We start from the raw sequence: 25,118 nt of genomic DNA, 5'->3' as shown, positions 1-25,118 counted from the left end.
GCATCCGTCTCGACCTGCCCGAGGATCCGCTTGCCCCACCGTGCCTCCAGCGCGCGCGCCTTCGCCGCGCTCGCTCTCATCGCCCTGACCACCACCGGCTTCTCCGCCCTGCCCGCCGAGGTACCCGCATCCGCCGGCTCACGCGTGGTGGCGTCCACCAGCGACGCCGGCGACCCCACCGGCGCGACGAGCGATCCGTCGGCGACGGGCGCACCGGTCGATCCATCCGACCCGTCCGCTCCCACCGATCCGGCCGCACCCGCCACCCCTGACCCGACCGACCCGTCCGGCGGCAGCACCGGCACACCCGCGGACCCGACGGCACCGGAGAACACCCCGTCGCCCGATCCGACCGATGCGCCCAGCACGTCGACCCCCGCGCCGACCGACCCGGCAGCCCCCGCACCGGCGCCGACCGCGTCGCCGGCGCGCATCCTCTACATCGCCATCCCGCATCCCGACGACGAGTTCGAGGCCGCGTCGTTCTACGCGAACCGGCCGGACCTCTACAAGGTGTTCGTCCTGATGACCCGCGGCGAGTCCACCTACCACTGCAGCCCGGTCGGCTACGCACTCAGCGTGCTCGACGGCATCACCCCGGTGTCGCCTGCACCGCAGGGGATGCGGACCGCCTCCTGCGAAGAGGCGCGCCTGAACTCGTGGCTGAACTACTTCACGACGATGTCGCGGTCGGACACCAGCCTGCCCGGGGACTTCGGACCCTCCGTGACCACGGCGGCCTTCCCGACCGGGGGCGTGGATCTGAAGCGCGAGGCCCGTCAACCGGACCGGCCGAACGGCGTCCACGCCGCCGACTTCACCGACTCCACAGCCCGGGTCTGGACGGACCGGCAGGGACGCGGTGCCCTCGTGGACTTCGACCTCGGCGACGGCGACCTGACCCCGGCCAAGGTGGACTGGGCGATGCGCACGGTGCTCGCGCAGAAGGCGGCGCTCGGCATCGACGGCTCGCTGCCCGACGCCGGTGTCGTGGGCGCCTACAGCAACCTGGACGCCAAGGGATGCTTCGTCTACACCCACACGGATCACGCGGCCGTCGACGACGCGCTCCGGCAGAGCGACTTCACCCTGCGGCTGCAGGCCGTCGCCACCTGCCACACCGACCCCGGAGCGAGCACCACCCTCACCGTGCCGGCCGACGAGCTGGATGCCGCGTACCCGGCGGACGGCTCGGCCGGAGCGTTCGCCGCGAGCTACGGCTGGCTGGAGACCCCGGTGATCTCCCGCACGGACCAGAGCTCGCTGTTCATGGGCGTGCAGAGCTTCGACGTCCGGCACCAGCACCTGCCCGACCAGCGCGTGAGCGGATTCGACCGCTATGCGACGTCGGTCGCCATCTCGCAGGCCGGCTATCCGATCAGCGCTCCCGTCGTGTACGTCGCGTCGGGCACGAACTACCCGGACGCGCTCTCGGCGGGCGCCGCAGCGGCCCACGAGGGCGGACCGCTGCTGCTGACGGCGCCCTGGATGCTGCCGAAAACCGTGGCCGACGAGATCGTCCGGCTGCACCCGGCGCGGGTCGTCGTGGTCGGGGGCGTCAACGCCGTCACGCCGGCGGTGACCGACTCCCTCGCCGCGATCGTGCCGAACGTGGTGCGGCTGGCCGGGGGAGACCGGTACGACACGAGCAGTATCGTCGCCCACTACGCCTTCGCGCCGGGCTCGGCGGACATCGCGTACGTGGCGAGCGGCACGAGCTTCCCCGACGCGCTCTCGGCCACCGGCGCCGCCGGCAGCCAGGGCGGGCCGGTCCTGCTGACGCCGGGGAGCGACACGACCGGCGTCACGGTCGGTGGAACCCTGGCGGCCCTTGCACCGAAGCGCATCGCCGTGGTCGGCGGCGCGAACGTCGTCCCGTCGTCACTCGACCACGCCCTGTCCGCGGTCGCGCAGGTCACCCGGCTCGCCGGCTTCGACCGGTTCGCGACCAACGCCGCGGTCACGGCCTTCGCCTTCCCTGACGCTCCGACCGCGCTCATCGCCTCCGGGCTGGACTTCCCGGATGCACTCACGGGCGCCGCTTGGGGCGGTCACGCGCACCTGCCGCTCCTGCTTGCGCGGGGCGGCTGCCTCACGAAGCCGGAGGCCGATCAGCTCTTCAGCCTCGGCGTGCGCTCGACGGCCGTGCTGGGCGGCCCGAACGTGGTCGGCGACGGGGTCTCGCGCGGCACGACCTGCTGACGCCGGAGCCGCGGCCGGCCGCGCCGGGGGCGGCGGGGCCGCTCCCGCCTGCGCTGCGGCCGGCCGCGGTCAGCCGACCGGCGCCGTCGCCGCGTCGGCGCCGCGGCTCTCCACGACGCGTCGCGCATCCGGGCACGCCGCCTGAGCGGTCGCCGCGAGCAGGCCGTTCGCCTGGTCGGCGGTGAGCGAGTAGCCCTTCTGCTCGACGGTCAGCACCTGGCTGTAGAACGCCGTCGACATCTTGGGGGAGCGGAGGGTGGCGCAGGTCAGGTCGGTGAACTCGCCGACGCTGTCGGCCGTCACATCGTTCACCCCCGGCAGCGTCCGAACGTAGCCCAGGAGCTTCTCGTCGGCGGAGGACAGTGACGCCGTCGGCCGGGGCGTCGCCGCGGGCGCGGTCGTCCCGGGCGCCGCACCTGCGGACGCGACGGACGCCACGTGCGTCGGGTCCGCGGGGTGCGGGGCGGCCACTACGGCCGTCGTCATGGCGACGCCCAGCACCACGAGCGCTCCGCCGCCGATCGCGAGAGCGGTCCGCGCCCTCACGCGCCGTTGCCGCGGGGGTCGTCCGCGTCGCGCTCGGCCTGCTCCGCATCCAGCTTCTCCGCGATCTCCGCCCGGTAGCGCACCCGGCGGATGCGGCGGGTCATGTCGATCACGAGGAGGACGACGGCCACCGCGAGCAGGAACGTCACGACGAAGCCGAGCACGCCCGGGGTCACCGAGTCGTCGGAGGGCGATCCCGTCGGCGTGGGGGCGGGCGTCGCCGCCAGGCGGACGGAGGCGCGCAGCAGGGCGTCCGCGATCACTCGGCCATCACCCCGGCGAAGAGGTCGGTCTCGGGCATCTCGGTCTCCACTCCCATGCTGGACTCGTCGTCCGGGTGCGCGTGCACGGCCATCAGCCGGCGGGCGGCAGCATTCACAGCTTTCTCTCCTAGTCTGGTTCCAGCCTACCGTCGCCCGACGGCGGGCCCCTGAGCGGGAGGCGGAGCTGGACGGCATGGCGGTGCACGCATGACGGCGACCCCGACCCTCGACACCCGCTACGGCCGTACCCCGCAGCGCAAGCGGCGCGACCGCTGGCTGCTCGTGGGCGGTCTCGTGGCACTCGTCGCCGTCGTCACCGCCTGGGTGTTCTGGGCCGGCTGGGACAACGACCAGGCGAACCTCGAGGCCACCGACACCGCGTACACCATCCCCGACGACCACCATGTCGACATCTCGTTCACCATCAACGCCCCCGTCGGGACGCCGGTGACCTGCGCGATCCAGGCGCTCAACGAGGACTTCGCGATCGTCGGCTGGCGCATCGTCCAGTACTCCGGATCGGACCAGCGCGTGACCGCGCACACCGAGTCCATCCGCACGATCATGAAGCCCAACACGGGTTTGATCAACAGCTGCTGGCTGACCTAGTATTGTGCGGATACGCCCCGGCTTTGCCGGGGCGTCGACTTTAGCACCGGTTCCCAACCGGCCCCATCTGCCGAGCGGCTCCCCGCCGCACCGGCGCGAAGGAGTTCATCATGTCTCAGGAGTCTCAGGTCACGTTTCTGACCCAGGACGCGTACGACCGTCTCTCGGCCGAACTCGAGGAGCTCAGCGTCAACGGCCGTAACGAGATCGCGAAGCGCATCGAGGCGGCCCGCGAAGAGGGCGACCTCAAGGAGAACGGCGGCTACCACGCGGCGAAGGACGAGCAGGGCAAGATCGAGGCCCGCATCGTGCAGCTCACCAACCTGCTGCGCAGCGCCACCGTCGGCGCCGCCCCGGAGAGCCACGGCGTGGTCGAGCCGGGCACCGTCATCACCGCGACGATCGCGGGCGACGAGAGCGTCTTCCTCATCGGCAACCGCGAGATCGCCGCGGGCACCGACCTCCCCGTCTACAGCGAGCAGAGCCCGCTCGGCGCGGCCATCCTCGGCCTGAAGGTCGGCGACAAGACGGAGTACACCGCTCCCAACGGCCGTCAAATCGCGGTCGAGGTGACGAAGGTCGAGACCTACACCGGTCAGTGAGCCCGACCCGCACTACAGAGAGAACGCCCCGACTGACGTCCGGGGCGTTCTGCATTTCTGCGGCGCGCTCAGCCTCCGTTGTAGGCGGGGTGCATGGCGATCAGGAGGACGGCCGTCCAGTGGCAGAGGAACGCGAGCACGGTCAGCGTGTGGAAGATCTCGTGGAAGCCGAAACGCCCCGGGAACGGGTTGGGTCGCTTCATGCCGTAGATGACGGCGCCGATCGTGTACAGGATGCCGCCCACGATCACGAGGACCATCATGGCGACGTTCGCGTTCAGCAGGTCGACGATGTACATGATCGCCGCCCAGCCGAGCGCGATGTAGATGGGCACGTAGAGCCAGCGCGGGGCGTGGATCCAGAACACCCGGAACCCGATCCCGATCAGTGCACCGGCCCAGACCAGCGAGAGCAGCAGGATGCCCTTGCTCGGCGGCAGCGCCAGCACCGCGAGCGGCGTGTAGGTGCCCGCGATCAGCAGGAAGATGTTCGCGTGGTCGATGCGCTTCAGGATGACCTTGGTGCGCGGACGCCAGTTGAAGCGGTGGTAGAGCGCCGAGTTGCCGAACAGGAGCATCGACGTGAGCATGAACACCGCGGACGCCCACTTGGCGGGGGCGCCCTGCGCCAGGGAGATCAGGACGATCCCGGCCGCGATCGCGACCGGGAAGGTGCCCGCGTGGATCCATCCGCGCCAGGTCGGCTTGATGTCACCGGGATTCGCGGGCGACGCGTCCAGCAGCGGGATGTTGGGCAGTTCCGGTCCGCCATCGCGCGCCTCCTGGTCGTCGGCCTTCACGGCGGCGTCGGAGGCGTCGAGCGTGCTCGCGGGCTCGGCGAGGAGCTCGGCGACGTCCTCGCCATCGCGGACACCATCCGGACGGGAGGGGTTCGGGCTGTTGCGGGGCGACATGGAGCAAGCGTAGAGGAGGCGGGTGCCGGGATGCTGAAAGCACGGTCCGCACGGCAGCCGCATCCCGGTGACCGCGCTAACGTAGCAGCGTGAGCAGACGAGCAGCACCCGGGGCCAGCGGCCTGCTCTACGGTCTCTACCAGAAGCGCCTCCGCCGCGACCTCAACCGCGACGCGCTGCCGAAGCACGTCGCGATGATCATCGACGGCAACCGGCGGTGGGCGCGGCAGGCCGGGCTGACGACGGTCGCGCACGGGCACCGAGCCGGCGCGGCGAAGATGCGCGAGTTCCTGGAGTGGTGCGACGAGCTCGGGATCGAGGTCGTCACCCTCTACCTGCTGTCGTCCGACAACCTGACCAACCGCGAGAGCGGCGAGCTGGGCGACCTGATCGAGATCATCGCGCAGCTGGCCGAGGACGTCTCGCACTACCGCGACTGGCGGGTCAAGCACGTCGGGACGACGACCGGCCTGCCGGCCCGCCTGGTGGAGGCGCTCGCCGACGCCGAGAAGCGCACGGCCGACAACCCGGGGATGCACATCAACCTGGCGGTGGGCTACGGCGGACGCAAGGAGATCACCGACGCGATGCGCAGCATCGTCGCGGCGCACCACGCCGAGGGCGGGAGCCTGGAGACCCTGGCTGACCTGCTCACGCCGGACCTCATCGGCGAGCACCTGTACACCGGAGGCCAGCCCGATCCGGACCTCGTCATCCGCACGTCCGGCGAGCAGCGGCTCAGCGACTTCATGCTCTGGCAGAGCGCGCACAGCGAGTTCTACTTCGTCGAGGCGCTCGGGCCGGACCTGCGCGAGGTCGACTTCCTGCGCGCGGTGCGCGACTACTCGCGCCGCAACCGCCGCTTCGGCGGCTGATCCGGCGTGGGCTTCTGCGCGGCTTCGGCGGGCTTCGGCGGCTGATGCGGCGTCGGGCGATGCGCCCATCCGGCAGAATCGAAGGGTGACGACGATCGAGGAGTTCGCCCGCGGGTTCGGCGAGGAGCCCGGCTACCTGGACTACGGGCGGGTCGGACCGCTCTCGGAGGCCGCGCGCGCCGAGGCCCTCGGCCAGTACGAGATCCTCTCGCGCGCCCGCTTCGGCACGATCGAGCGGATGCGCGCGGAGGACGACCGCGTGCGCGATGCTGTCGCGGTCGTGACCCGGTTCCCCTCCGAGCAGATCGTGTTCCAGCCGAACGCGTCGAGCGGGCTCCTGCACGCCGCGTTCGGGCTGACCGGCGGCGACGTGCTCGTCTCGCCGGCCGAGTTCCCGTCCGTGACCTACGCGGCCGAGCGCGCCGCGCAGGCGCTGCGCGTCGTGACGCCGGTGTGGCTCGAGACCGACCACGACCGCGTGACGCCCGCGCGCATCCGGGAGCAGCTCACCGACTCCACCTCGGCGGTCATGGTCAGCCTCGTGGACTCGCGAACCGGTTACCTGGCCGACATCGACGGCATCCGTCAGGTCATCGGCGACCGTCTGCTGATCGTCGACGCGATTCAAGGCTTCGGCGTCGTCGACGCGCCGTGGGAGGTCGCCGACGTCGTCGTGTCGGGCGGCCAGAAGTGGATGCGCGCCGGCTGGGGCACCGGGTTCCTCGCCCTCAGCGAGCGCGCCGTCGACCACCTGACCCCGGTGTTCAGCGGCTGGACGGGCTCCGGCGTCGACCAGCCGTGGGACGAGGTGCTCGAACCGGTGCGCGGCGCCCGCGCCTTCTCGGTCTCGAACCCGGACCTCGTCGCGGAGGCGCGGTTCGCCGCCGCCCTCGAAGAGGTCGCAGAGGTCGGCGTCGCGGCGATCGCGTCCGCCGTCTCCGACGGGGTGGAACGCGTGCTGGAGCTGGCCGACGAGTTCGCCGTCCCGGTGTCGTCCTCGCGCAGCCCTAACGAGCGCGCGGGCATCATCGTGCTGGAGCCGCAGCCCGAGCAGCTGACCGCGCTCGGCGCATCCCTCTTCAACCACGGTGTCACCGCGTCGGTGCGCGCGTCCAACGTGCGGGTCAGCGTCCACGCGGGCACCACGGAGGAGACGTTCGACATGCTGCGCGCCGCCTTCACCTCGTACGCGTCCGTCGCCTGAGGGCCGCGGGCAACCTCCCAGAACTGGGGGCGATTGTTCACCCGGCCGTAACACGACACGCGGCAGGTCCGCCGATCGATGTCGGCGGCCGGGCGTAGGTTCGACCCATCGGGCACCGCGCCCGATCGAGACGGCCACAAAAGTTCGTCTCGGAACCCAGCGGCCGTCTCGCCAGTGAGATCCGCCGGCTCCCGAGGGAGCGGCGGGGTGGGAGTGGTCGTGGCGGAATCAGCAACCCGACAGGCAGCAACCCGGTCGAACGGCTCGACGGCGGGGGAGGCGAAGACCGCAGAGCGCACGTACGTGCTCGACACGTCCGTCCTCCTCTCCGATCCGAAGGCCATCTTCCGTTTCGCGGAGCACGCTGTCGTCATCCCGGTCGTCGTCGTGAGCGAGCTGGAAGGCAAGCGCAACGATCCCGAGCTCGGGTACTTCGCGCGGCAGGCGCTGCGCAACCTCGACGACCTGCGGGTCGAGCACGAACGGCTCGACTTCCCGATCCCCGTCGGCGACGGCGGCTCCCTGCGGGTGGAGCTCAACCACTCGAACATGTCCGTCCTCCCGAGCGGCATGCAGCTCGGCGACAACGACTCCCGCATCCTCGCCGTGGCGCTCAACCTGTCGAACGACGGGCTCGACGTGACCGTCGTCTCCAAGGACCTGCCGCTGCGCGTCAAGGCGGCCTCCATCGGCCTGGCGGCCGAGGAGTACCGGCACGAGCAGGTCGTCGACTCCGGCTGGACCGGCCTCGCCGACATCTCGCTCGGCAGCGACCAGATGGCGTCCCTCTACGAAGAGGAGTGGATGCGGAGCGACCAGGCGAAGGGCCTCCCGATCAACACCGGGCTCGTCATCCACTCGGACCGAGGCTCGGCGCTCGGCCGGGTCGTCGCCGACGGCGAGGTGAAGCTGGTGCGCGGCGACCGCGACGTGTTCGGGCTGCACGGCCGCTCGGCGGAGCAGCGGCTCGCCATCGACCTGCTCCTCGACCCGGAGGTCGGCATCCTCTCGCTCGGCGGCCGCGCCGGCACCGGCAAATCGGCGCTCGCGCTCTGCGCCGGCCTCGAGGCGGTGCTGGAGCGGCGGCAGCACAAGAAGATCATGGTGTTCCGCCCGCTGTACGCGGTCGGCGGCCAGGAGCTCGGCTACCTCCCCGGCGACGCGGGGGAGAAGATGAACCCGTGGGGTCAGGCGGTGTTCGACACGCTCGGCGCCCTGGTGTCGCAGAACGTCCTGGACGAGGTGCAGGACCGCGGCATCCTGGAGGTGCTGCCGCTCACGCACATCCGCGGCCGCTCCCTGCACGACGCGTTCGTGATCGTGGACGAGGCGCAATCGCTGGAGCGCAACGTGCTGCTCACGGTGCTCAGCCGGATCGGCCAGAACTCGCGCGTGGTGCTGACGCACGACGTCGCGCAGCGCGACAACCTGCGCGTCGGCCGCCACGACGGTGTCGCCAGCGTGATCGAGACCCTGAAGGGCCACCCGCTCTTCGCCCACGTCACCCTCACCCGCTCCGAGCGCTCCGCCATCGCGGCCCTCGTCACCGAAATGCTGGAGGCCAACGAACTCGCCTGACCCGGCGCGCCGCCCCCGGGCAACCCCCGTCGAGTACACGAAAACTGCACGCGGAGAACGGTTTCCGCGTGCAGTTTTCGTGTACTCGACGGTGGGGGGCGCGGGTTCGCGGGGCGGCTAGCGGGTGGCGGCGGCGAGGGGGCCGGAGAGCCAGCGTTCGACGTCGTGCGGGGAGCGGAGGCGGACGACCACGAGGTGAGGATGCGCGCGCTCAGCGGCCGGGACGCGCTCCGCATACGTGTTGCGGGTCGAGATCGACCAGCGCACGATGTGCTCGCGGTCGGTGAAGAACGTGGCCAGGCCCGGCTCGCGGTTACCGTTCCACAGCTCGATCCGGCGGATGCGGCGGACGACGGTGCGGCGCACCACCCGAGGCAGTGTCACGCGGAGGAAGGGGAGGTCGAGCCAGACGAGGAGGTCGGCGCGCTGAGCCAGAAGTTCGCGCGCGCTCGAGTACTGCCACTCGGTCGTCCAGGCCTCCTCGGCCGTGAACGCCTCCACATCCGCCACGAACTCCGGACGGGGCTGCCAGTCCGGGCCGTGGAAGAGACCGTCGATTTCGGTGTGCGGACCGCCCGTCAAGCGGGCGATCCGCCCCGCGAGCGTGGTCTTGCCGCTCCCCGCCACTCCCGCGACCAGCACGCGCCGCGGCCGCCTCGGCAGCGCATCCGCAAACGACAGCATCCCTCGACTCTAAAGCGCCTGCGCCCGCCTCCCGCCCCCCGTCATCGCTTCCTCACTTAATCCGCCGACACGCCGCCGCCGCCCGGATTAACTGAGGAACCGATGGTGGGGCAGCGCCCCCGAGTACACGAAAACTGCACGCGGAGAACGGGTTCCGCGTGCAGTTTTCGTGTACTCGACAGTGGAGCGACCACGGTGGGGCGGAGCCCCGAGAGGAGGGGTCAGCCGGGGTGGGTCATGGAGAGGACGTCGAGGGCCGAGTCGAGCTGGTCGAGGGTGACCTCGCCGCGGTCGACGAAGCCGAGGTCGATGACGGCCTCGCGCACCGTGATGCCCTTGGCGACGGCGTGCTTGGCGACCTTGGCGGCCGCCTCGTAGCCGATCACGCGGTTGAGTGGCGTGACGATGGACGGGCTCGACTCGGCGAACGCGCGCGCCCGCTCGAGGTTGGCCTCCAGGCCGCGGATCGTCTTGTCGGCGAGCACGCGGCTGGCCTGGGTGAGCAGGCGGATGGACTCCAGCAGCGCTGTGCCCATGACCGGGATGGCCACGTTCAGCTCGAAGAGGCCGGACGCGCCGCTCCAGGCGATGGTCGCGTCGTTGCCGATGACCCGCGCGGCGACCATGAGCACGGCCTCCGGGATGACCGGGTTGACCTTGCCGGGCATGATCGACGAGCCGGGCTGAAGGTCCGGGATGTGCAGCTCGCCCAGTCCGGTGTTCGGGCCGGAGCCCATCCAGCGGAGGTCGTTCGAGATCTTGGTCAGTGAGACCGCGATCGTGCGCAGGGCGCCGGACGCCTCGACGAGCGCGTCGCGGTTCGCCTGCGCCTCGAAGTGGTTGCGCGCCTCCGTGATCGGCAGCTCGGTCTCCTGCGTCAGCAGCTCGATGACGAGCTGCGGGAAGCCGAGCGGCGTGTTGATGCCCGTGCCGACCGCGGTCCCGCCGAGCGGCACCTCGGCGACGCGGGGGAGTGCGGCGCGGATGCGCTCGATGCCGTAGCGCACCTGCGCGGCGTAGCCGCCGAACTCCTGGCCGAGGGTGACCGGCGTCGCGTCCATCAGGTGGGTGCGGCCGCTCTTGACGGCCTCCGCCCACAGCTCCGCCTTCTCCTCCAGGGCGACAGCGAGGTGGTCGAGCGCCGGGATGAGCTCATCGGTCAGCGCGCCGGTGACGGCGATGTGCACCGAGGTCGGGAAGACGTCGTTCGACGACTGCGACGCGTTGACGTGGTCGTTCGGGTGCACCGGACGGCCGAGACGCTCCGACGCGAGCGTCGCGAGAACCTCGTTCATGTTCATGTTCGACGACGTGCCCGATCCGGTCTGGTAGACGTCGATCGGGAACTCCGCGTCGTGCGCACCGGCGGCGACCTCGTCGGCGGCGGACGCGATGGCGTCGGCCACGTCCTGGTCGAGCACGCCGAGGCGCGCGTTCGCCAAAGCGGCCGACTTCTTGATGCGGGCCAGTGCGGCGATCTGGGCCGGCTCGAGCACCGAGCCCGAGATGGGGAAGTTCTCGACGGCGCGCTGCGTCTGCGCGCTGTACAGGGCGTGCTTCGGCACACGCACCTCGCCCATCGTGTCGTGTTCGATGCGGTATTCGGCGTCCGCCTGGGTGTCCACCACGGTGTGTATTTCCTTTCTGTTGGCGGGAGCTGGTCAGTCGCGCAGACCGACGACGACGTCGGGCACGACCCGGCCCTCCGCGAGCCGGTAGTTGGCGCCCACGATCGCGAGGGTGTTCTCGGCGACCGCGGAGCTGATGATCTCGGACTGCGCGAGCAGCTCGGACACGGTGTCACGGAGGTGCTCGCGGCCGACCTCGCTCGCGTCGACCGCGGCCGGGTCGACCGCGCCCTCGCCCGCCACGCGGTGCACGGCGGGGACGATCGGCTGGATGAGCTGCGCGATGTGCGGCGGCAGGGGATCGGCGTCCGCGGCCTGCGATCCGATGGCCGCGGCGACCGCGCCGCAGCTGTCGTGACCGAGCACCAGGATGAGCGGGACGTGCAGCACCGCGACCGCGTACTCCAGCGATCCGATGACCGAGTCGGAGACGACCTGGCCGGCGTTCCGGACGACGAATGCGTCGCCGAGGCCGAGGTCGAAGATGATCTCGGCGGCCAGCCGCGAGTCGGCGCACCCGAAGATCGCGGCGACCGGCTCCTGGCCACCCGCGACGACCTCCCGTCGCGCGACGTCCTGGTGGGGATGCTGCGGCTCGCCGGCGACGAAGCGGGCGTTGCCGTCGAGCATCGCGGTCCAGACTTTTCCTGGGCGGGTCGTGGGCACTACTGTCCTCCTCCGAGTGAGCGGATCTGGTCGGCGAGCGACGCCGCCACCGTGCGGAACTCGCCGTCGTCGGCGGTGCCGAAGACGATGATCGAGCTGTCGCCGGACCGGTTGACGAGCGCGTACGCCACGTTGCCGTTGTCCGAGCTGGATGTGCGGTTGTCGTAGACGTCCCAGGTCACGCCGTCGATCTGGCGCGTCCCCTTGATCATCGACTTGTTCACCTGGTCGGCGACCCAGCTGTCGTTGGCGCCGAATCCCTGCGTGATGCCGATGTACTGCTGCTTGGGCGTGATGAGGCCGATGTACCAGGAGTCGACGTTGTCCGGGGTCTTGGTGCGCAGCTCGGCGCTGTTGGACGACCACGTGGACGGCAGCTTCGGCACGAGCAGCCGGTCGGGCTCGCTGCCCTGCGCCTGCTGGGCGATGCTCGTGTAGTCGACGGCCGGCTTCGTCGCCGTCGGGTTGCCCCGCGGCACGATGAGGACGATCACCGCGACGATCGCCAGGGTGGCGAGGAGCGAGTAGACGAGGTTGTTGATCGTCTGACGGTTGCGGTGATTGGCCGAGTTCTGCGCCTTACGGGCGGCGGTCTCCTCGGGCGTCTCGGGCCGGCCGAGCTCCGCGACGACCACGGGCGGCTTGTTGCGGGGGCTCATTCGCCGTCGAACGCCCCCGATGCGCCGGAGGGCGCTGATGCGCCGGAGGGCGCCGATGCGCCGGAGGGCGCTGCTGCGCCGGACGCTGCGGCCGAGCCGGCGCGTGCGGCGTCGAGCCGCGCCTTCGCCCCGATCAGCCACTCCTCGCAGTGCCGCGCGAGCGCCTCGCCGCGCTCCCAGAGGGAGATCGAGTCCTCGAGGGTGGCGGTGCCCTGCTCGAGCTCGCCGACCACGCGGATCAGCTCGTCGCGCGCCTCCTCGTAGCTGAGGGCGCTGAGCGGATCCCCGGCAGGGGACGTCGTCTCGGGAGTGGGCATGGCATCCATTCTATTTGGCTGGCTGTGCGCCCGCTGGCCGCGCGGTCTCGCCTGTGGAGAACCCGTCATGCCCGGCCGGTGAGGGCAACTCCGTGCCGGCGGTGGCGCCCAGCGACCCGCCGGACACCGTCAGCCGCAGCGCCGTGCCCTCCGGCGCCTCCGCCGGGTCGGTGACGACGTGGCCGGCAGTCGTCTGCACGATCGCGTAGCCGCGGTCGAGGGTCCCCTGGGGGGAGAGGGCGCGGAGTTGGCCGCGCAGCTCGGCGACGCGGGTAGTCTCGCGCTCGACGCACCGACCCACGAGCTCTGTGCCGCGCGCGACGAACCGGGTCAGCTCCTCGGCGCGCGAGTCGACGATCCACGACGGGGATGCGAGGACCGGCCGGGTGCGCAGGTGCCCGATCCGGTCGATCTCGTGGGCGATGCGCTGCGTGACGCGCATCCCGAGCCGCGCCCGTGCCTGCTGCACCCGGGCGAGCTCTTCGGCGACGTCCGGCACCACACGCTTGGCCGCATCCGTCGGCGTGGATGCGCGCAGGTCGGCGACCTCGTCGAGCAGCGGGCGGTCGGCCTCATGACCGATCGCACTGACGATCGGCGTCAGGGCCGCCGCGGCGGCCCGCACCAGGCGTTCGTCGCTGAAGCCGAGCAGGTTCTGGAAGTCTCCGCCGCCGCGCGCCACGATGATCACCTCGACCTCGGGGTCGGCGTCGAGCGTGCGGATCGCGGAGACCACCTCGGTGACGGTCCGCTCGCCCTGCACGGCCGCGTGCAGCACCCGGAAGCGCACCTGCGGCCAGCGCAGCTGCGCGTTGCGGAGCACATCCTTCTCGGCGTCGGAGTCTTTGCCCGTCACCAGCCCGATGGTGTGCGGGAGGAAGGGGAGGCGCTTCTTGCGCTCGATCGCGAACAGGCCCTCGGCGGCGAGCTGCTGGCGCAGGCGCTCCAGCCGCTCGAGGAGGTCGCCCAGGCCGACGTGCTTCATGTCGTAGACCTGCATGGTCAGGGTGCCGCCCTTGACCCAGAAGTTCGGCTTGATGGCGGCGACCACGCGGTCGCCCTGCTTCAGGTCGGCCGGGATGCGCGCCTTCACCGACGACCAGATCGTGAAGCTGATCGTCGCGTCCTCGTTGAGGTCTTTGAGCTTGCCGTAGACGTTGCCGCCGGAGATGCCCCACTGCGTGATCTCGCCCTCGACCCAGGCGGTGCCCAGGCGGTCGATCCATCCCTTGATCTTGCTGTTGAGCAGCGCGACGGGCCACGGAGCGTCGACCGTCGGGGGAGCGGCCTGCATGGCGACCGTGGAGGTCGGCGCCGTCGAGGTTTGGCTCACCGGGTGCTCCCATTCCGTGTTCAGCGCGCTCACGTAGGATCGAGGGGTGAGCGACGCAACCATCAGCCTCCCGATGCCGCGCATTCCCGGCGCCAGGCGACGGCTTCAGGATAACCCGGTCGTCGGACATAAGCGGGTGCTGCTGGCAGCGCCCCGCGGTTACTGCGCCGGGGTCGACCGGGCCGTCGTCGCCGTCGAGAAGGCGCTCGACCTGTACGGCGCGCCGGTCTACGTGCGCAAGCAGATCGTCCACAACGTGCACGTCGTCTCCGAGCTGGAGCAGCAGGGCGCGATCTTCGTCGACGAGGTCGACGAGGTGCCGTCGGGCGCGCACGTCGTGTTCTCGGCACACGGCGTCTCGCCGGCGGTCGTCAACGCCGCCGCCGAGCGTGGACTTCGCGCCATCGACGCGACGTGCCCGCTGGTGACCAAGGTGCACCGCGAGGCCGTGCGGTTCTCGCGCGACGACTTCCAGATCCTGCTCATCGGCCACGCCGGTCACGAAGAGGTCGAGGGGACCGCGGGCGAGGCGCCCGACCACGTCACCCTGGTGAACGGTCCGGACGACGTCGACTCGATCGTTGTGAGGGATCCGGACAAGGTCGTGTGGCTGTCGCAGACCACGCTCTCGGTCGACGAGACGATGGAGACGGTGCGCCGCCTGCGCGAGCGCTTCCCGAACCTGCAGGACCCGCCCAGCGACGACATCTGCTACGCCACCCAGAACCGCCAGGTCGCCATCAAGAAGGTGGCCGAGCAGGCCGACCTCGTGATCGTCGTCGGCTCGGCGAACTCGTCGAACTCCGTCCGGCTCGTCGAGGTCGCACTCGAGTACGGCGCGAAGGCCGCCTACCGGGTGGACTACGCGAGCGAGATCAAGCAGGAGTGGCTGGACGGGGCGGCATCCATCGGTGTCACCAGTGGCGCCTCGGTGCCGGAGGTGCTCGTGCAGGAGGTGCTCGACGACCTGGCGGGCGCGGGGTACCGCGACGTGCAGGAGGTCAAGACGGCGGAGGAGGACCTCATGTTCTCGCTGCCGAAGGAGCTGCGCAAGGACATCACGGGCAAGCAGGACGCGCGGGCGCTCGGCGGTCGCGGGCGCTGATTCCGGTCGGGGGCGCTGATCCCGCGCCCGGGCCTCAGGGGTTCTGCGTCGGCGACGACGTGCCGGGCGCGGTCGTTCCGCTGTAGAACCCGAGCAGCACCGGATCCGTCGCGAGCACGGCGCCCGCGAAGATGAGCAGGACGACCATCGCCACGATCCCGGCGACGAGCGGCACCCAGAAGGCCAGCCTCCGCCGGACCAGCAGCAGCGCGGCGATCACGGCGGACACGACCCAGATGACCGCCATGAGGATCGAGCCGACGAGCACCAGCGTGCTGACGACGGGGGCAGGCGTGTAATCGCCGAGGCCGTTCGTGCTGTGCAGCAGCTGCATCGAGGCGGGGATCGCCTGCAGCGTGGCGATCGAGTACGACATCCCGAAGAACCCGAAGACGGCGAGCAGGACGGTGAGCGTCAGATTCCAGGTCGGGGCCGGCTGACCGGGTCCCGCGGTCTGGCCGGGCGCTCCGGGGACTCCCTGCGGGTGGCCGTCCGGACGCTGGCCGTAGGGCGGCTGCAGTCCGGGCACTCGCGCACCGGACGGCGGTGCGCCCGCGCGGTCGTACGCGTCGTCGCCGTCGCCCTCCCGCTCCAGCGGGCGCGACGTGTCCAGCCGGTCGGCGTCGGCCGGGGGATGCCACACCCAGCCGGGAGGCGCCAGCTCGCCGTACTGCGGGCGCGGCCGGTCGTCCGGCTGCGATTCCTGCTCGGCCATCGCGGGGCGCCTCCTCGCTGGGTGGTGGTGTGGCGGCGGGATGTCGTGGACGCCTCCGCCGCCGCGCTGGCTACTTGCCGGAGTGTCCGGCCGAGCCGAGCTGCTGCGTCGCCTCGACGACGCGTGCGGCCATGGCGGTCTCGGCGACCTTGCCCCATGCCCGCGGGTCGTAGGCCTTCTTGTTGCCCACTTCGCCGTCGATCTTGAGCACGCCGTCGTAGTTCTGGAACATGTAGCCCGCGATCGACCGGGTGAACGCGTACTGCGTGTCGGTGTCGATGTTCATCTTCACGACGCCGTTGCGGACCGCCTCGGCGATCTCCTCGTCGGTCGAGCCCGAGCCGCCGTGGAAGACGAGGTCGAGCGGCTTCGGGCCGTGGCCGTACTTGGCGGCCAGGCCGTCCTGGATCTCCTTGAGCAGCTCCGGGCGCAGCTTCACGTTGCCCGGCTTGTAGACGCCGTGGACGTTGCCGAAGGTGAGGGCGGCCATGTAGCGGCCCTTCTCGCCGAGCCCGAGGGCGTCGACAGCCTTCTCCGCGTCGGCGAGGGTCGTGTAGAGGGCCTCGTTGGAGCCCTCGTGACGCACGCCGTCCTCCTCGCCGCCGACGACGCCGATCTCGACCTCGAGGATGGCGTTGATGGCCTTGGTGCGCTTGAGCATCTCCTGCGCGATCTGCAGGTTCTCGTCCAGCGGCACGGCCGAGCCGTCCCACATGTGCGACTGGAAGATCGGGTTGCGGCCGGCCTTCACCTCTTCTTCGGAGGCGGCGATGAGGGGGAGCACGAAGTCGTCGAGCGCGTTCTTCGGGCAGTGGTCGGTGTGCAGCGCGACCGTGATGGGGTAGTTCTTGGCGACCTCGGTGGCGAACCGCGCGAACGCCAGCGCACCGGTGGCACGCGCCTTGACGGTCTGGCCCGCGAAGTAGTCCGCACCGCCGGTGGTGACCTGGATGATGCCGTCGCTGCCCGCCTCGGTCAGACCCTGTAGCACCGCGTTGATGGTCTGCGAGGACGACACGTTGAACGCGGGGTAGGCGAACCCGCCGGCCTTCGCTTTGTCGAGCATCTCTGCGTACTGGTCCGGCGTGGCGATGGGCATTGCAGCTCCTTGGGATGGGGATGTCGAACGCCCTCATCATACCGAGGCGGTCGGACGCCCGATCCGGGGTCGCGGAGGCGGGCCGAGTCTGTGGAGAAGCCGCCGCCTGTGGACGGATCTGGACATCCGTGCACGACCCCTGACGGGCCGGGACCCGCTCGATACACTGGCAGCGTCCGGCCGCGACGCCCGCGCCGGCGTTGACGACGACGTTCCGCATCCGTCCGGGAGGACCCACCATGACCAGCACCGACAGCGCACCCCACTTCACGCATCCCGACCGGAACCTGGCCATGGAGTTGGTGCGCGCGACCGAGGCGGCGGCCATCCGGGCGACCCCGTGGATCGGGCGCGGCGACAAGAACGCGGCCGACGGTGCGGCGGTGGATGCGATGCGCAAGTTCCTCGGGACGGTCAACTTCGACGGCGTCATCGTGATCGGCGAGGGCGAGAAGGACAACGCGCCCATGCTGTTCAACGGCGAGCACGTCGGCAACGGCCGCGGACCGGCCGTCGACATCGCGGTGGACCCGATCGACGGCACGTCGCTGACCGCCGCCGGGCGGCAGAACGCGCTGTCCGTGATCGCCGTGTCGGACCGCGGTTCGATGCTGGATGCGTCGTCCGTCTTCTACATGTCGAAGATCGTGACGGGGGCCGAGGGACGCGGGGTCGTCGACCTGTCGCGGCCGATCGGGGACAACATCCGCGAGCTGGCGAAGGCGAAGGGCAAGCCGGTGGGCGAGATCCGTGTCGCCGTGCTGGACCGGCCGCGGCACGAGGAGCTGATCGAGGAGATCCGTGCGGCCGGCGCGGGGACCCGCCTGCTGCTCGACGGCGATGTCGCGGGCGGCATCAACGCGGCCCGGTACGAGTCGCGCATCGACATGTGCGTGGGCATCGGCGGCAGCCCGGAGGGCATCACCACCGCGTGCGCGATCAAGGCTCTGGGCGGTTTCATGCAGGGCCGGCTCGCGCCGAAGGACGACGCGGAGCGCGCGGCCGGGATCGCCGCGGGCCTCGACATGGACAAGATCTACGATGCGGATGACCTGGTGAAGGGCGACAACACCTTCTTCGTGGCGACCGGTGTCACCGACGGCGGCCTTGTGGAGGGCGTCCGCCGCAAGGGCCCGATCATCCGGACCGAGTCGATCGTGCTGCGGTCGAAGTCCGGCACGGCTCGTCGTGTGATCGCCGACCACCTCGCGGAGAAGTGGCTGGAGCCCGACCAGCTCTGACCGGCCCGCTCTGAGGCCCCCGCTCCGACCGGCCCGGCTCTGACCGGCCCGGCCGCCGGCCTTACGCCGCGCCGCTGTCGCGCTCGGCCTCCAGGGCGTGAGCGCGCTCCTGCTCCTCGATCGCCAGCTTGTCGATCCCGTGCATGTCGCGCGGCTCCAGCTCGCTGACCAGTTCGAACGCGGTCAGCTCGCGCGGCGCCTCCTCGATGCCGTCGAGCACCCCGATCACCTTGGTCTCGTCGAGCGCGTTGAGCTTGCGGGCGGCCGGGAACACCTGGCGCTCGAACGACCCGACGAAGCCGTTGTAGTCCTTGACGGTGCGCTCCAGCGAGCGTCCGAGCTTCTCGATGTGGCCGGCCGTCGTGGCCAGCCGGCTGTAGAGAGTGCGGCTCAGGTCGAAGAGCTGCTTCGCCTCCTGGGTGAGCACATCCTGCTGCCAGCTGAACGCCACGGTCTTGAGCACCGACCACAGCGTCACCGGCGAGGCGAGCGCCACGCGCTTGCCGAACGCGAACTCCATGATCGACGGGTCCGCCTCGAGCGCGGACGACACGAGCGACTCGCTCGGGATGAACGCGATGACCAGCTCCGGTGACGACTCCAGGCCCGTCCAGTACGCCTTGCTGCCGAGCGCCGTGATGTGGTCGCGGACCGCCTTGACGTGCTGCTTGAGCAGGGCCTCGCGCTGAGCACCTTCCGGTCCCGTCGCGGTCGCGGGGATCTGGCTGGCTTCGAGGTACGCGTTGAACGGCACCTTGGCGTCCAGCGCAATGCTCTTGCCGCCGGGCAGCCGCACGATCATGTCGGGACGGCCCGCGCCGGACTCCGAGTGGATGCTCGACTGCACGTCGAAGTCCACGCGCTCTAGCAGGCCCGCAGCCTCCACCACGCTCCGCAGCTGGGTCTCGCCCCAGACTCCGCGGGTGCTGTTCGACCGCAGCGCGGACGCCAGGGCCTCCGCCGTGCTGCGCAGGCGCTCCTCCGACTCGGCGGCCGACCGCAGCTGCTGGGTCAGCTGACCGTGCTGCTGGTTGCGCTGCGTCTCGAGTTCCACAACCTTGCGCTGCATGTCGCTCAGGCTCTCGCGCACCGGCGCGAGCGCCTGCAGCACCTTGCTCTCGGCCCGCTCCTGCGCGGAACGCGCCTCGGCCTCGGCGCGGTGCCGCTCCACCGTCTCGCGGTACTGCTGCTGGGCGGTGAGCAACTGCTCCTGCAGGGCGTCCACGCGGCCGTGCGCAGCGGCCAGGTCGGCGCGGATCTCCGACTGCACCGCGGCCTCCGTCGCGCGCAGCTCGGCCAGCTCGGCCTGATGCTGCGCGGCCAGCACGGCCGGGTCGACCAGCGGCGTCGCGGGCTCGGCCGCGGACCGCGTGCGCATGAGCTTCGCGACGGCGAAACCCGCGCCGACGGCGCCGGCGATGAGCCCGATCAGGAGGCCGAAGAGCAGGGCGAGGATGTCCATGCCCTGAGTGTGTCAGAGGCCGCCGACACTGGGGGTCGCCGGGTCCGCGAGTCGTGAGTGGATGCGCGTATCCGCCGCGAGTGGCGACATCTACTCACGACTCGACGCCCGCCGGAGCGGGGCGCGCGAGGCGCGGGGCGCGAGGGTCAGGCGGCGACGGGGACGCCGATCCGCCCGAGGCGGGCGCCGGTCAGCGCGGAGAGGTCCGCGATCGTCGCGGCCTCGTGGCGCCGCGCCGCGTGGATGACGATGGCCGCGCAGGCCTCCGCGTCGGCGAGGGCGTCGTGGTGCTGGAACCCGTCGAATCCCGCCGCCATCGCCGCGACCGGCAGGCGGTACGACTCGAGCGTGTAGGTGCGGCGGGCGACCTGGAGGCTGCACAGGTAGCTGTATTCGGGGCAGGCGACGAGTGTGGCCTGGCAGGCGGCGCGGATGACACCCATGTCGAAGCCCGCGTTGTGGGCGACGAGGTGGTCGTCCTCGGCGAACTCGACGAGGTCGGCGAGCTGGTCGACCCAGCTCGCCGCGTCCGCCACCTGGTGGGGCTGGATGCCATGGATGCGGATGTTCCACTCCTGGAACTGGTCGTGCCCGAGCGGCGGCCGGATGAACCATCCCGCGCGGTCGACGACCTTGCCGTCCCGCACTTTCACCAGCCCGACCGAGCACGCGGAGGCGGGGGAGGAGTTGGCGGTCTCGAAGTCGATGGCGGTGAAGTCCAGGGTCACGTCGTCATGCTGACACGGCCCACCGACGCCGCCCGGCATCCCGCCCGCGTGCCGCCGCATCCCGCATCCACAACCCGAAGAGGTCGGCGTGAGCGCCGGCGCGTACCATCGGCGGCATGCGATCCCGTCACCAGCGCGACCTCCACGCGGCCTCGTTCGACCGGGCCGCCGACGTGTACGACGCCGCGCGGCCGTCCTACCCGGCGGATGCCGAGAGCTGGCTCACCGAGGGCATCGAGGGTCCGGTACTCGACTTAGGCGCAGGGACCGGAAAGCTGACCGCGGCGCTGGTCGCGCGCGGCTTCGAGGTGTCCGCGGTCGACCCGTCGCCCGAGATGCTCCGCGTTCTCGGCGAGCGCCTGCCGGACGTGGACGCGCGCGAGGGCAGCGCCGAGCGCATCCCCTTCCCGGACTCCGCGTTCGGGCTGGTGCTGGTCGCGCAGGCGTGGCACTGGGTGGATGCGGAGCGCGCGATCCCCGAGGTGGCCCGCGTGCTGCGCCCGGGAGGCCGTCTGGGGCTGATCTGGAACGAGCGCGACGAGAGCGTCGGCTGGGTGCGCGAGCTGGGCGAGCTGATGGATGCGGGGTCGTACGCCTTCGACGACGAGGGCGACCCGGTGCTCACCGAGCCGTTCGGGCGGTTGGAGAAGCACGAGACAGGCTGGGTGCAGGCGCTCAGCCACGACGGGCTGCTCGACCTGGCGCGGTCCCGCAGCTACTTCATCACGAAGGATGCGGACGGTCAGGCCGCGGTCATCCAGTCGCTGCGGCGCCTGCTGCGCGAGCATCCCGACCTCGCCGGCCGCGACACCATCGAGCTGCCGTACGTCACCCGCTCGTACCGAGCCGCCCGGGAGGGCTGACCCCGGCCCGTAGAATGGACGACCGTGGCTCTCACTATCGGAATCGTCGGACTGCCCAACGTGGGCAAGTCCACCCTGTTCAACGCGCTGACCAAGAACGACGCGCTCGCCGCGAACTACCCGTTCGCGACCATCGAGCCGAACGTCGGCGTGGTGAACCTCCCCGACCCGCGGCTCGACCGCCTGGCGGAGCTGTTCCACAGCGAGCGGATCGTTCCGGCGCCGGTGTCGTTCGTCGACATCGCGGGCATCGTGAAGGGCGCCAGCGAGGGCGAGGGCCTGGGCAACAAGTTCCTGGCGAACATCCGCGAGGCCGACGCCATCGCGCAGGTCGTGCGCGGCTTCAGCGACGCGGATGTGGTGCACGTCGCGGGCAAGACCGACCCGGCCGGCGACATGGAGACCATCAACACCGAGCTCATCCTCGCCGACCTGCAGACCCTGGAGAAGGCGGAGCAGCGCTACGAGAAGGAGGTCAAGGGCCGCAAGCTGGAGCCGATCGTGCTCGAGACCGCGCGCGCCGCGATCGAGTACCTCAACTCCGGCAAGCCGCTCTCGACGTCCTCGATCGACCTGGAGCCGGTGCGCGAGCTCGGGCTCCTCACCGCGAAGCCGTTCATCTACGTCTTCAACGTGGACGAGGACGTGCTCACCGACGAGTCCCGCCGCGCCGAGCTGGCAGCCCTGGTCGCCCCGGCGCAGGCCGTCTTCCTCGACGCGAAGCTGGAGTCGGAGCTGATCGACCTCGACGCGGCCGACGCTGCAGAACTGCTGGCCTCCACCGGCCAGGAGGAGTCCGGCCTCGACCAGCTCGCCCGCATCGGCTTCGACACCCTCGGCCTGCAGACCTACCTGACCGCGGGCCCGAAGGAGTCGCGCGCCTGGACCATCCACAAGGGATGGAAGGCCCCGCAGGCGGCCGGCGTCATCCACACCGACTTCGAGAAGGGCTTCATCAAGGCGGAGGTCATCTCCTTCGACGCCCTGATGGAGGCCGGAAGCGTCGCCGAGGCCCGCTCCCGCGGCAAGGCGCGCATGGAGGGCAAGGACTACGTGATGCAGGACGGGGACGTGGTGGAGTTCCGGTTCAACGTGTAAGACCGCCGGACGCCCGCTGAATGCGGGACGCTTAGTGTGCCCGTGGTGCTGTTGGCGCAGTCGGAGGGACCTCCCGCCGGGCCTGACGGATCTGAGCCGGGGACCACGGTTGATTGACGACCAATCGCTCGGTTGTTGTGCACCCTTGTTGCCTCACATCACTCGGAACACCGCGTGGAGGCCCTCGCTTGGTGGATGAATGCGGTGACGATCTTCGCTGCGTGCGCTTCCCTGTTACCGCACAGCGACTGCCAGACTGTATGCGTTATCGAGTCTTGAGCCGATCAAGGATGTGGCGATTTTGAAGTTCCAGGTAAGCGACAGGCAGCCCTCAGAGCCCGAGGCAGGCACATTCTGGCTGCAACACGCTGAATGGAACGACTGGTGGAAGTTCCGCACTCTTTACTCGCTGCATTATTTCGATTCGCGCGAGTCGACTCGACTCGGTTTCATCAAAATTCTGGATCGCGAGCACAACTACGTCGAGGACGAGCAAGAAACTTGGTCGACCCCGATTCCTGAACTTTTCGATTCGCTGCCGCCGAGGTACGTCTCTGTCGGCCAAGACACGGACCTTTACATCAATATTCACAATCTATTCGGCGCCGAACGCGGCGCTGACATTCTGTCGGATCTCAGAGACCTGGCTGTAAATCAGAGCGAGTTCGAGGACGTTCGTTTGTCCCCCGGTGTCATCAATTCGCTCATGAGAAGCGTCACCGCCTACTCTGTTCGCCGTCAGTACCCACGACTTCTTCAGCTTGGCGACGTGCGGGCGTCGTTCGATTTCTCGTTCGTCCGTGAATCGCTCAACCCGATTGCACCCCCGCTCAAACTCGACTTCGAGGTAATTGGTGATTCCAAGCCGCCGACCAACGTCCACGTATTGATTGGCCGGAACGGTGCTGGAAAGACCAGCACACTCCTCTCACTGGGGCGCCACATCTTGGGCACGTCGACCCCCAAGGATCGCGACGGCTATATTCCGACCGACGGTCCGCCCCTCGAGGCGGCGAATCTCGTCTATGTTGCGTTCAGCGCTTTCGATAACCCGTCGCTGCCAGTCGAAGACGATCGCGAGTCGTACAAGGTGCCCTACGCGTATCTAGGTCTCCAGCGGAGGACTGACGACGGCAAGATCGTCACGCAAACCCCGAACGATCTTGCTGTTGGCTTTGCGGACAGTGCATGGCTTGTCGCCAGTTCCAAATCGCAAGGCACATGGATCGAGGCGCTTGCCACCCTAGAATCCGACCCAATCTTCTCGGCGGCTGAGGTCAGAGAATTGGCGGTCAGATACGACGAAGAGACGACTGAAGCTGAGTTCCGTGAGTCGGCGATGTCGGTCTACAACAAGTTGAGTTCGGGACACAAGATCGTCCTCCTCACTGTGACGCGCTTGGTGGAGACCGTAACTGAGCAGACGCTCGTTTTGATGGATGAGCCGGAAGGGCATCTTCATCCGCCTCTGCTATCAGCATTCACACGGACGCTTTCGGACCTGATGCGTAACAAGAGTGGGATTGCCATAGTTGCGACGCACTCGCCCGTCGTTCTGCAAGAGGTTCCACGAAAATGCGCTTGGAGGATTCGCCGAACAGGGGCGTTCGTTCAGGGACGTCGGCCCGTCTTGGAGACCTTCGGTGAGAACGTGAGCACTCTCACGAGCAGCGTGTTCGGATTAGAGGTAACGGATTCCGGCTTTCATAAAATGGTCATCGATGCGGCACGCAGTCGAAGTTCCTACGAGGAAGTACTCGACTACTTTGGCGACGAACTGGGGTTTGAAGCTCGAAGCGTTCTCATGAACTGGTACGCCGAAGTGGAGTCGAGGTGAGGACCCTAACTAAACCCCCTTTTGGCGTGGGGGATGTTCTCGCGGTTATGGAGTCCTCGCCGGAGGTGATCCTCGCGGTCGCGAGCAAACAGTCCTTGGTGGACGCGGAAGCGACCTACGCGACACTGGGACAGGCCGGAGAGTTGTACCGCACTCCAAAGACGCTCGGTACGATCGGTGCTCCCGAGCATCTCGCCGTCAAATGGGCATATACGAACCGGCTAGTACCCCAAGACCGCAATGCTCGCATGTACTACGAGATTCTGAAGGAACTAGTCGGAGATTTTGACTGTCCGTACTGTCTCCGACGCGAGGTCGACGAGCTCGATCATTACCTGCCTAAGTCGACGTTCCACTATCTCGCTGTCACTCCGCTCAACCTTGTGCCGATATGCAGCAAGTGCAACAAGAAGAAGAAGGCCTTCGTGGCCGCGGTGGCGGAGGAACAACCGCTCCACCCGTATTTTGATGATCTCGGAGAGTTCGATTGGCTGGTCGCCGTCCTAAATGAGACGAGCGGAGCGTTGACTTACACGATCGTGTCGCCCCCTCGGTGGAACGCGACCCTATCGGCGCGAGTCGGCGCGCACTTCAGCCGTCACGAACTCGGGCGGCTCTACTCGAAACAGGCGTCCCGCTTCCTCGGTGGTCTCCGTCTCGAACTGACAAAAAGGTTCGTGCTTGGCGGCGCGCCCGCCGTAAGGCAATCTCTTCTCGACCTTGAACGCTCTTGGGCAACCGGAGGCTTCGAGCCGTGGAACGTCGCTGCACTTCGCGCGTGGAGTCAAAGCGAATGGTTCTGTGGGGGTGGTTTTGGGCCGCTTGTCTTGGCCAATGATGACCTGCCGTCAGCAAGCGACCCGATTGCTTGACAAAGCCCGACACGCGCC

Annotated in this window: 25 protein-coding genes; 12 read left to right on the top strand and 13 right to left on the bottom strand. The window is 69.6% G+C overall.

Annotated features, from left to right (window positions below; translation table 11 throughout):
• The first annotated feature begins 30 nt into the window (after positions 1-30).
• Positions 31-2,202: a cell wall-binding repeat-containing protein gene (locus tag J2W45_RS07125; RefSeq protein ID WP_310130216.1), complete on the top strand. Its 2,172-nt coding sequence runs from the start codon at positions 31-33 to the stop codon at positions 2,200-2,202.
• 69 nt (positions 2,203-2,271) lie between these two features.
• Here the strand turns inward: J2W45_RS07125 and J2W45_RS07120 are convergent, their stop codons facing one another.
• Both J2W45_RS07120 and J2W45_RS07115 read right to left on the bottom strand, forming a co-directional pair.
• Positions 2,272-2,748 carry a hypothetical protein gene (locus tag J2W45_RS07120; RefSeq protein ID WP_310130215.1) on the bottom strand — a complete coding sequence of 159 codons (477 nt, stop codon included), beginning with the start codon at positions 2,746-2,748 and terminating at the stop codon, positions 2,272-2,274.
• Positions 2,745-3,011, bottom strand: a complete 267-nt coding sequence (locus J2W45_RS07115; RefSeq protein WP_310130213.1) for a hypothetical protein — start codon at positions 3,009-3,011, stop codon at positions 2,745-2,747. The genes J2W45_RS07120 and J2W45_RS07115 overlap by 4 nt, the downstream gene beginning before the upstream one ends.
• Before the next feature lie 207 nt (positions 3,012-3,218).
• Here J2W45_RS07115 and J2W45_RS07110 point away from each other — a divergent pair, with 207 nt between their 5' ends.
• Both J2W45_RS07110 and greA read left to right on the top strand, forming a co-directional pair.
• Positions 3,219-3,620: a DUF4307 domain-containing protein gene (locus J2W45_RS07110; RefSeq protein WP_310130211.1), complete on the top strand. Its 402-nt coding sequence runs from the start codon at positions 3,219-3,221 to the stop codon at positions 3,618-3,620.
• Positions 3,621-3,730: 110 nt separating this feature from the next.
• Positions 3,731-4,222, top strand: a complete 492-nt coding sequence (gene greA / locus J2W45_RS07105) for a transcription elongation factor GreA (RefSeq protein ID WP_018191562.1) — start codon at positions 3,731-3,733, stop codon at positions 4,220-4,222.
• A 68-nt stretch (positions 4,223-4,290) separates the two neighbouring features.
• Here greA and trhA read toward each other — a convergent pair whose 3' ends face one another.
• Entirely contained in the window at positions 4,291-5,136 is an 846-nt protein-coding gene (gene trhA, locus J2W45_RS07100; protein ID WP_310130209.1) for a PAQR family membrane homeostasis protein TrhA, read from the bottom strand.
• 89 nt (positions 5,137-5,225) lie between these two features.
• On the opposite strand from trhA, the gene J2W45_RS07095 reads away from it, so the two are divergent.
• From J2W45_RS07095 to J2W45_RS07085, 3 genes are all read left to right on the top strand, one after another.
• Positions 5,226-6,011 carry an isoprenyl transferase gene (locus J2W45_RS07095; protein WP_310130207.1) on the top strand — a complete coding sequence of 262 codons (786 nt, stop codon included), beginning with the start codon at positions 5,226-5,228 and terminating at the stop codon, positions 6,009-6,011.
• A gap of 85 nt (positions 6,012-6,096) precedes the next feature.
• Positions 6,097-7,215, top strand: coding sequence for an aminotransferase class V-fold PLP-dependent enzyme (locus J2W45_RS07090; protein ID WP_310130206.1), 1,119 nt, complete (start codon positions 6,097-6,099; stop codon positions 7,213-7,215).
• A 213-nt stretch (positions 7,216-7,428) separates the two neighbouring features.
• The gene (locus tag J2W45_RS07085) at positions 7,429-8,793 is read left to right on the top strand and encodes a PhoH family protein (protein ID WP_396427110.1); all 1,365 of its coding nucleotides are present in this window, start codon (positions 7,429-7,431) and stop codon (positions 8,791-8,793) included.
• A gap of 117 nt (positions 8,794-8,910) precedes the next feature.
• Here J2W45_RS07085 and J2W45_RS07080 read toward each other — a convergent pair whose 3' ends face one another.
• The 6 genes from J2W45_RS07080 to xseA all read right to left on the bottom strand — a co-directional run bounded on the left by J2W45_RS07080 (position 8,911) and on the right by xseA (position 14,041).
• Positions 8,911-9,477, bottom strand: coding sequence for a P-loop NTPase family protein (locus J2W45_RS07080; protein WP_310130203.1), 567 nt, complete (start codon positions 9,475-9,477; stop codon positions 8,911-8,913).
• Positions 9,478-9,698: 221 nt separating this feature from the next.
• On the bottom strand, positions 9,699-11,105 hold the full coding sequence (locus J2W45_RS07075) for a class II fumarate hydratase (RefSeq protein WP_310130201.1): 1,407 nt from the start codon (positions 11,103-11,105) through the stop codon (positions 9,699-9,701).
• Between the two features lie 33 nt (positions 11,106-11,138).
• Entirely contained in the window at positions 11,139-11,735 is a 597-nt protein-coding gene (locus tag J2W45_RS07070) for a carbonic anhydrase (RefSeq protein ID WP_310134961.1), read from the bottom strand.
• Between the two features lie 35 nt (positions 11,736-11,770).
• Entirely contained in the window at positions 11,771-12,430 is a 660-nt protein-coding gene (locus tag J2W45_RS07065; protein ID WP_310130198.1) for a DUF4245 domain-containing protein, read from the bottom strand.
• Positions 12,427-12,747: an exodeoxyribonuclease VII small subunit gene (locus J2W45_RS07060; RefSeq protein ID WP_310130197.1), complete on the bottom strand. Its 321-nt coding sequence runs from the start codon at positions 12,745-12,747 to the stop codon at positions 12,427-12,429. The genes J2W45_RS07065 and J2W45_RS07060 overlap by 4 nt, the downstream gene beginning before the upstream one ends.
• Before the next feature lie 10 nt (positions 12,748-12,757).
• Positions 12,758-14,041: an exodeoxyribonuclease VII large subunit gene (xseA, locus tag J2W45_RS07055; RefSeq protein WP_310134958.1), complete on the bottom strand. Its 1,284-nt coding sequence runs from the start codon at positions 14,039-14,041 to the stop codon at positions 12,758-12,760.
• A 112-nt stretch (positions 14,042-14,153) separates the two neighbouring features.
• Here xseA and J2W45_RS07050 point away from each other — a divergent pair, with 112 nt between their 5' ends.
• Positions 14,154-15,185 carry a 4-hydroxy-3-methylbut-2-enyl diphosphate reductase gene (locus J2W45_RS07050; protein ID WP_310134957.1) on the top strand — a complete coding sequence of 344 codons (1,032 nt, stop codon included), beginning with the start codon at positions 14,154-14,156 and terminating at the stop codon, positions 15,183-15,185.
• Between the two features lie 34 nt (positions 15,186-15,219).
• Here J2W45_RS07050 and J2W45_RS07045 read toward each other — a convergent pair whose 3' ends face one another.
• Both J2W45_RS07045 and fbaA read right to left on the bottom strand, forming a co-directional pair.
• Positions 15,220-15,900 carry a DUF6264 family protein gene (locus J2W45_RS07045; RefSeq protein ID WP_310130196.1) on the bottom strand — a complete coding sequence of 227 codons (681 nt, stop codon included), beginning with the start codon at positions 15,898-15,900 and terminating at the stop codon, positions 15,220-15,222.
• Positions 15,901-15,970: 70 nt separating this feature from the next.
• Positions 15,971-16,999: a class II fructose-bisphosphate aldolase gene (fbaA, locus tag J2W45_RS07040; protein WP_310130194.1), complete on the bottom strand. Its 1,029-nt coding sequence runs from the start codon at positions 16,997-16,999 to the stop codon at positions 15,971-15,973.
• A gap of 239 nt (positions 17,000-17,238) precedes the next feature.
• On the opposite strand from fbaA, the gene glpX reads away from it, so the two are divergent.
• Positions 17,239-18,240, top strand: coding sequence for a class II fructose-bisphosphatase (gene glpX / locus J2W45_RS07035; protein WP_310130192.1), 1,002 nt, complete (start codon positions 17,239-17,241; stop codon positions 18,238-18,240).
• A gap of 61 nt (positions 18,241-18,301) precedes the next feature.
• Here glpX and J2W45_RS07030 read toward each other — a convergent pair whose 3' ends face one another.
• Together J2W45_RS07030 and J2W45_RS07025 are read right to left on the bottom strand one after the other, a co-directional pair.
• Entirely contained in the window at positions 18,302-19,702 is a 1,401-nt protein-coding gene (locus J2W45_RS07030; protein ID WP_310130190.1) for a DNA recombination protein RmuC, read from the bottom strand.
• A 146-nt stretch (positions 19,703-19,848) separates the two neighbouring features.
• A complete protein-coding gene (locus J2W45_RS07025) occupies positions 19,849-20,430 on the bottom strand; it encodes an exonuclease domain-containing protein (RefSeq protein WP_310130188.1) in 582 nt (193 codons plus the stop codon).
• A 116-nt stretch (positions 20,431-20,546) separates the two neighbouring features.
• Between J2W45_RS07025 and J2W45_RS07020 the strand changes: the two genes are divergently transcribed.
• The 4 genes from J2W45_RS07020 (at position 20,547) to J2W45_RS07005 (ending at position 25,100) form a co-directional block, all read left to right on the top strand.
• On the top strand, positions 20,547-21,293 hold the full coding sequence (locus tag J2W45_RS07020; protein ID WP_310130187.1) for a class I SAM-dependent methyltransferase: 747 nt from the start codon (positions 20,547-20,549) through the stop codon (positions 21,291-21,293).
• Positions 21,294-21,317: 24 nt separating this feature from the next.
• Positions 21,318-22,391, top strand: a complete 1,074-nt coding sequence (gene ychF, locus J2W45_RS07015) for a redox-regulated ATPase YchF (RefSeq protein ID WP_310130185.1) — start codon at positions 21,318-21,320, stop codon at positions 22,389-22,391.
• Positions 22,392-22,692: 301 nt separating this feature from the next.
• Positions 22,693-24,228, top strand: a complete 1,536-nt coding sequence (locus J2W45_RS07010) for an AAA family ATPase (protein ID WP_310130183.1) — start codon at positions 22,693-22,695, stop codon at positions 24,226-24,228.
• Positions 24,229-24,254: 26 nt separating this feature from the next.
• Positions 24,255-25,100 carry an HNH endonuclease gene (locus J2W45_RS07005; protein WP_310130181.1) on the top strand — a complete coding sequence of 282 codons (846 nt, stop codon included), beginning with the start codon at positions 24,255-24,257 and terminating at the stop codon, positions 25,098-25,100.
• Positions 25,101-25,118 lie beyond the last annotated feature (18 nt).

The organism is Leifsonia shinshuensis (assembly GCF_031456835.1).
Lineage (GTDB): Bacteria > Actinomycetota > Actinomycetes > Actinomycetales > Microbacteriaceae > Leifsonia > Leifsonia shinshuensis_C.
Note: the sequence above shows the minus strand (reverse complement) of the source record. Positions and strands in the feature narration are given on the sequence as shown.

Coding starts and splice junctions, on each gene's coding strand:
- J2W45_RS07070 (WP_310134961.1), bottom strand. CDS start 11,735: ATGCTCGACGGCAACGCCCGCTTCGTCGCCGGCGAGCCGCAGCATCCC.
- glpX (WP_310130192.1), top strand. CDS start 17,239: ATGACCAGCACCGACAGCGCACCCCACTTCACGCATCCCGACCGGAAC.
- J2W45_RS07030 (WP_310130190.1), bottom strand. CDS start 19,702: ATGGACATCCTCGCCCTGCTCTTCGGCCTCCTGATCGGGCTCATCGCC.
- J2W45_RS07110 (WP_310130211.1), top strand. CDS start 3,219: ATGACGGCGACCCCGACCCTCGACACCCGCTACGGCCGTACCCCGCAG.
- fbaA (WP_310130194.1), bottom strand. CDS start 16,999: ATGCCCATCGCCACGCCGGACCAGTACGCAGAGATGCTCGACAAAGCG.
- J2W45_RS07045 (WP_310130196.1), bottom strand. CDS start 15,900: ATGGCCGAGCAGGAATCGCAGCCGGACGACCGGCCGCGCCCGCAGTAC.
- xseA (WP_310134958.1), bottom strand. CDS start 14,041: ATGCAGGCCGCTCCCCCGACGGTCGACGCTCCGTGGCCCGTCGCGCTG.
- greA (WP_018191562.1), top strand. CDS start 3,731: ATGTCTCAGGAGTCTCAGGTCACGTTTCTGACCCAGGACGCGTACGAC.
- J2W45_RS07020 (WP_310130187.1), top strand. CDS start 20,547: ATGCGATCCCGTCACCAGCGCGACCTCCACGCGGCCTCGTTCGACCGG.
- J2W45_RS07050 (WP_310134957.1), top strand. CDS start 14,154: ATGCCGCGCATTCCCGGCGCCAGGCGACGGCTTCAGGATAACCCGGTC.
- trhA (WP_310130209.1), bottom strand. CDS start 5,136: ATGTCGCCCCGCAACAGCCCGAACCCCTCCCGTCCGGATGGTGTCCGC.
- J2W45_RS07080 (WP_310130203.1), bottom strand. CDS start 9,477: ATGCTGTCGTTTGCGGATGCGCTGCCGAGGCGGCCGCGGCGCGTGCTG.
- J2W45_RS07065 (WP_310130198.1), bottom strand. CDS start 12,430: ATGAGCCCCCGCAACAAGCCGCCCGTGGTCGTCGCGGAGCTCGGCCGG.
- J2W45_RS07060 (WP_310130197.1), bottom strand. CDS start 12,747: ATGCCCACTCCCGAGACGACGTCCCCTGCCGGGGATCCGCTCAGCGCC.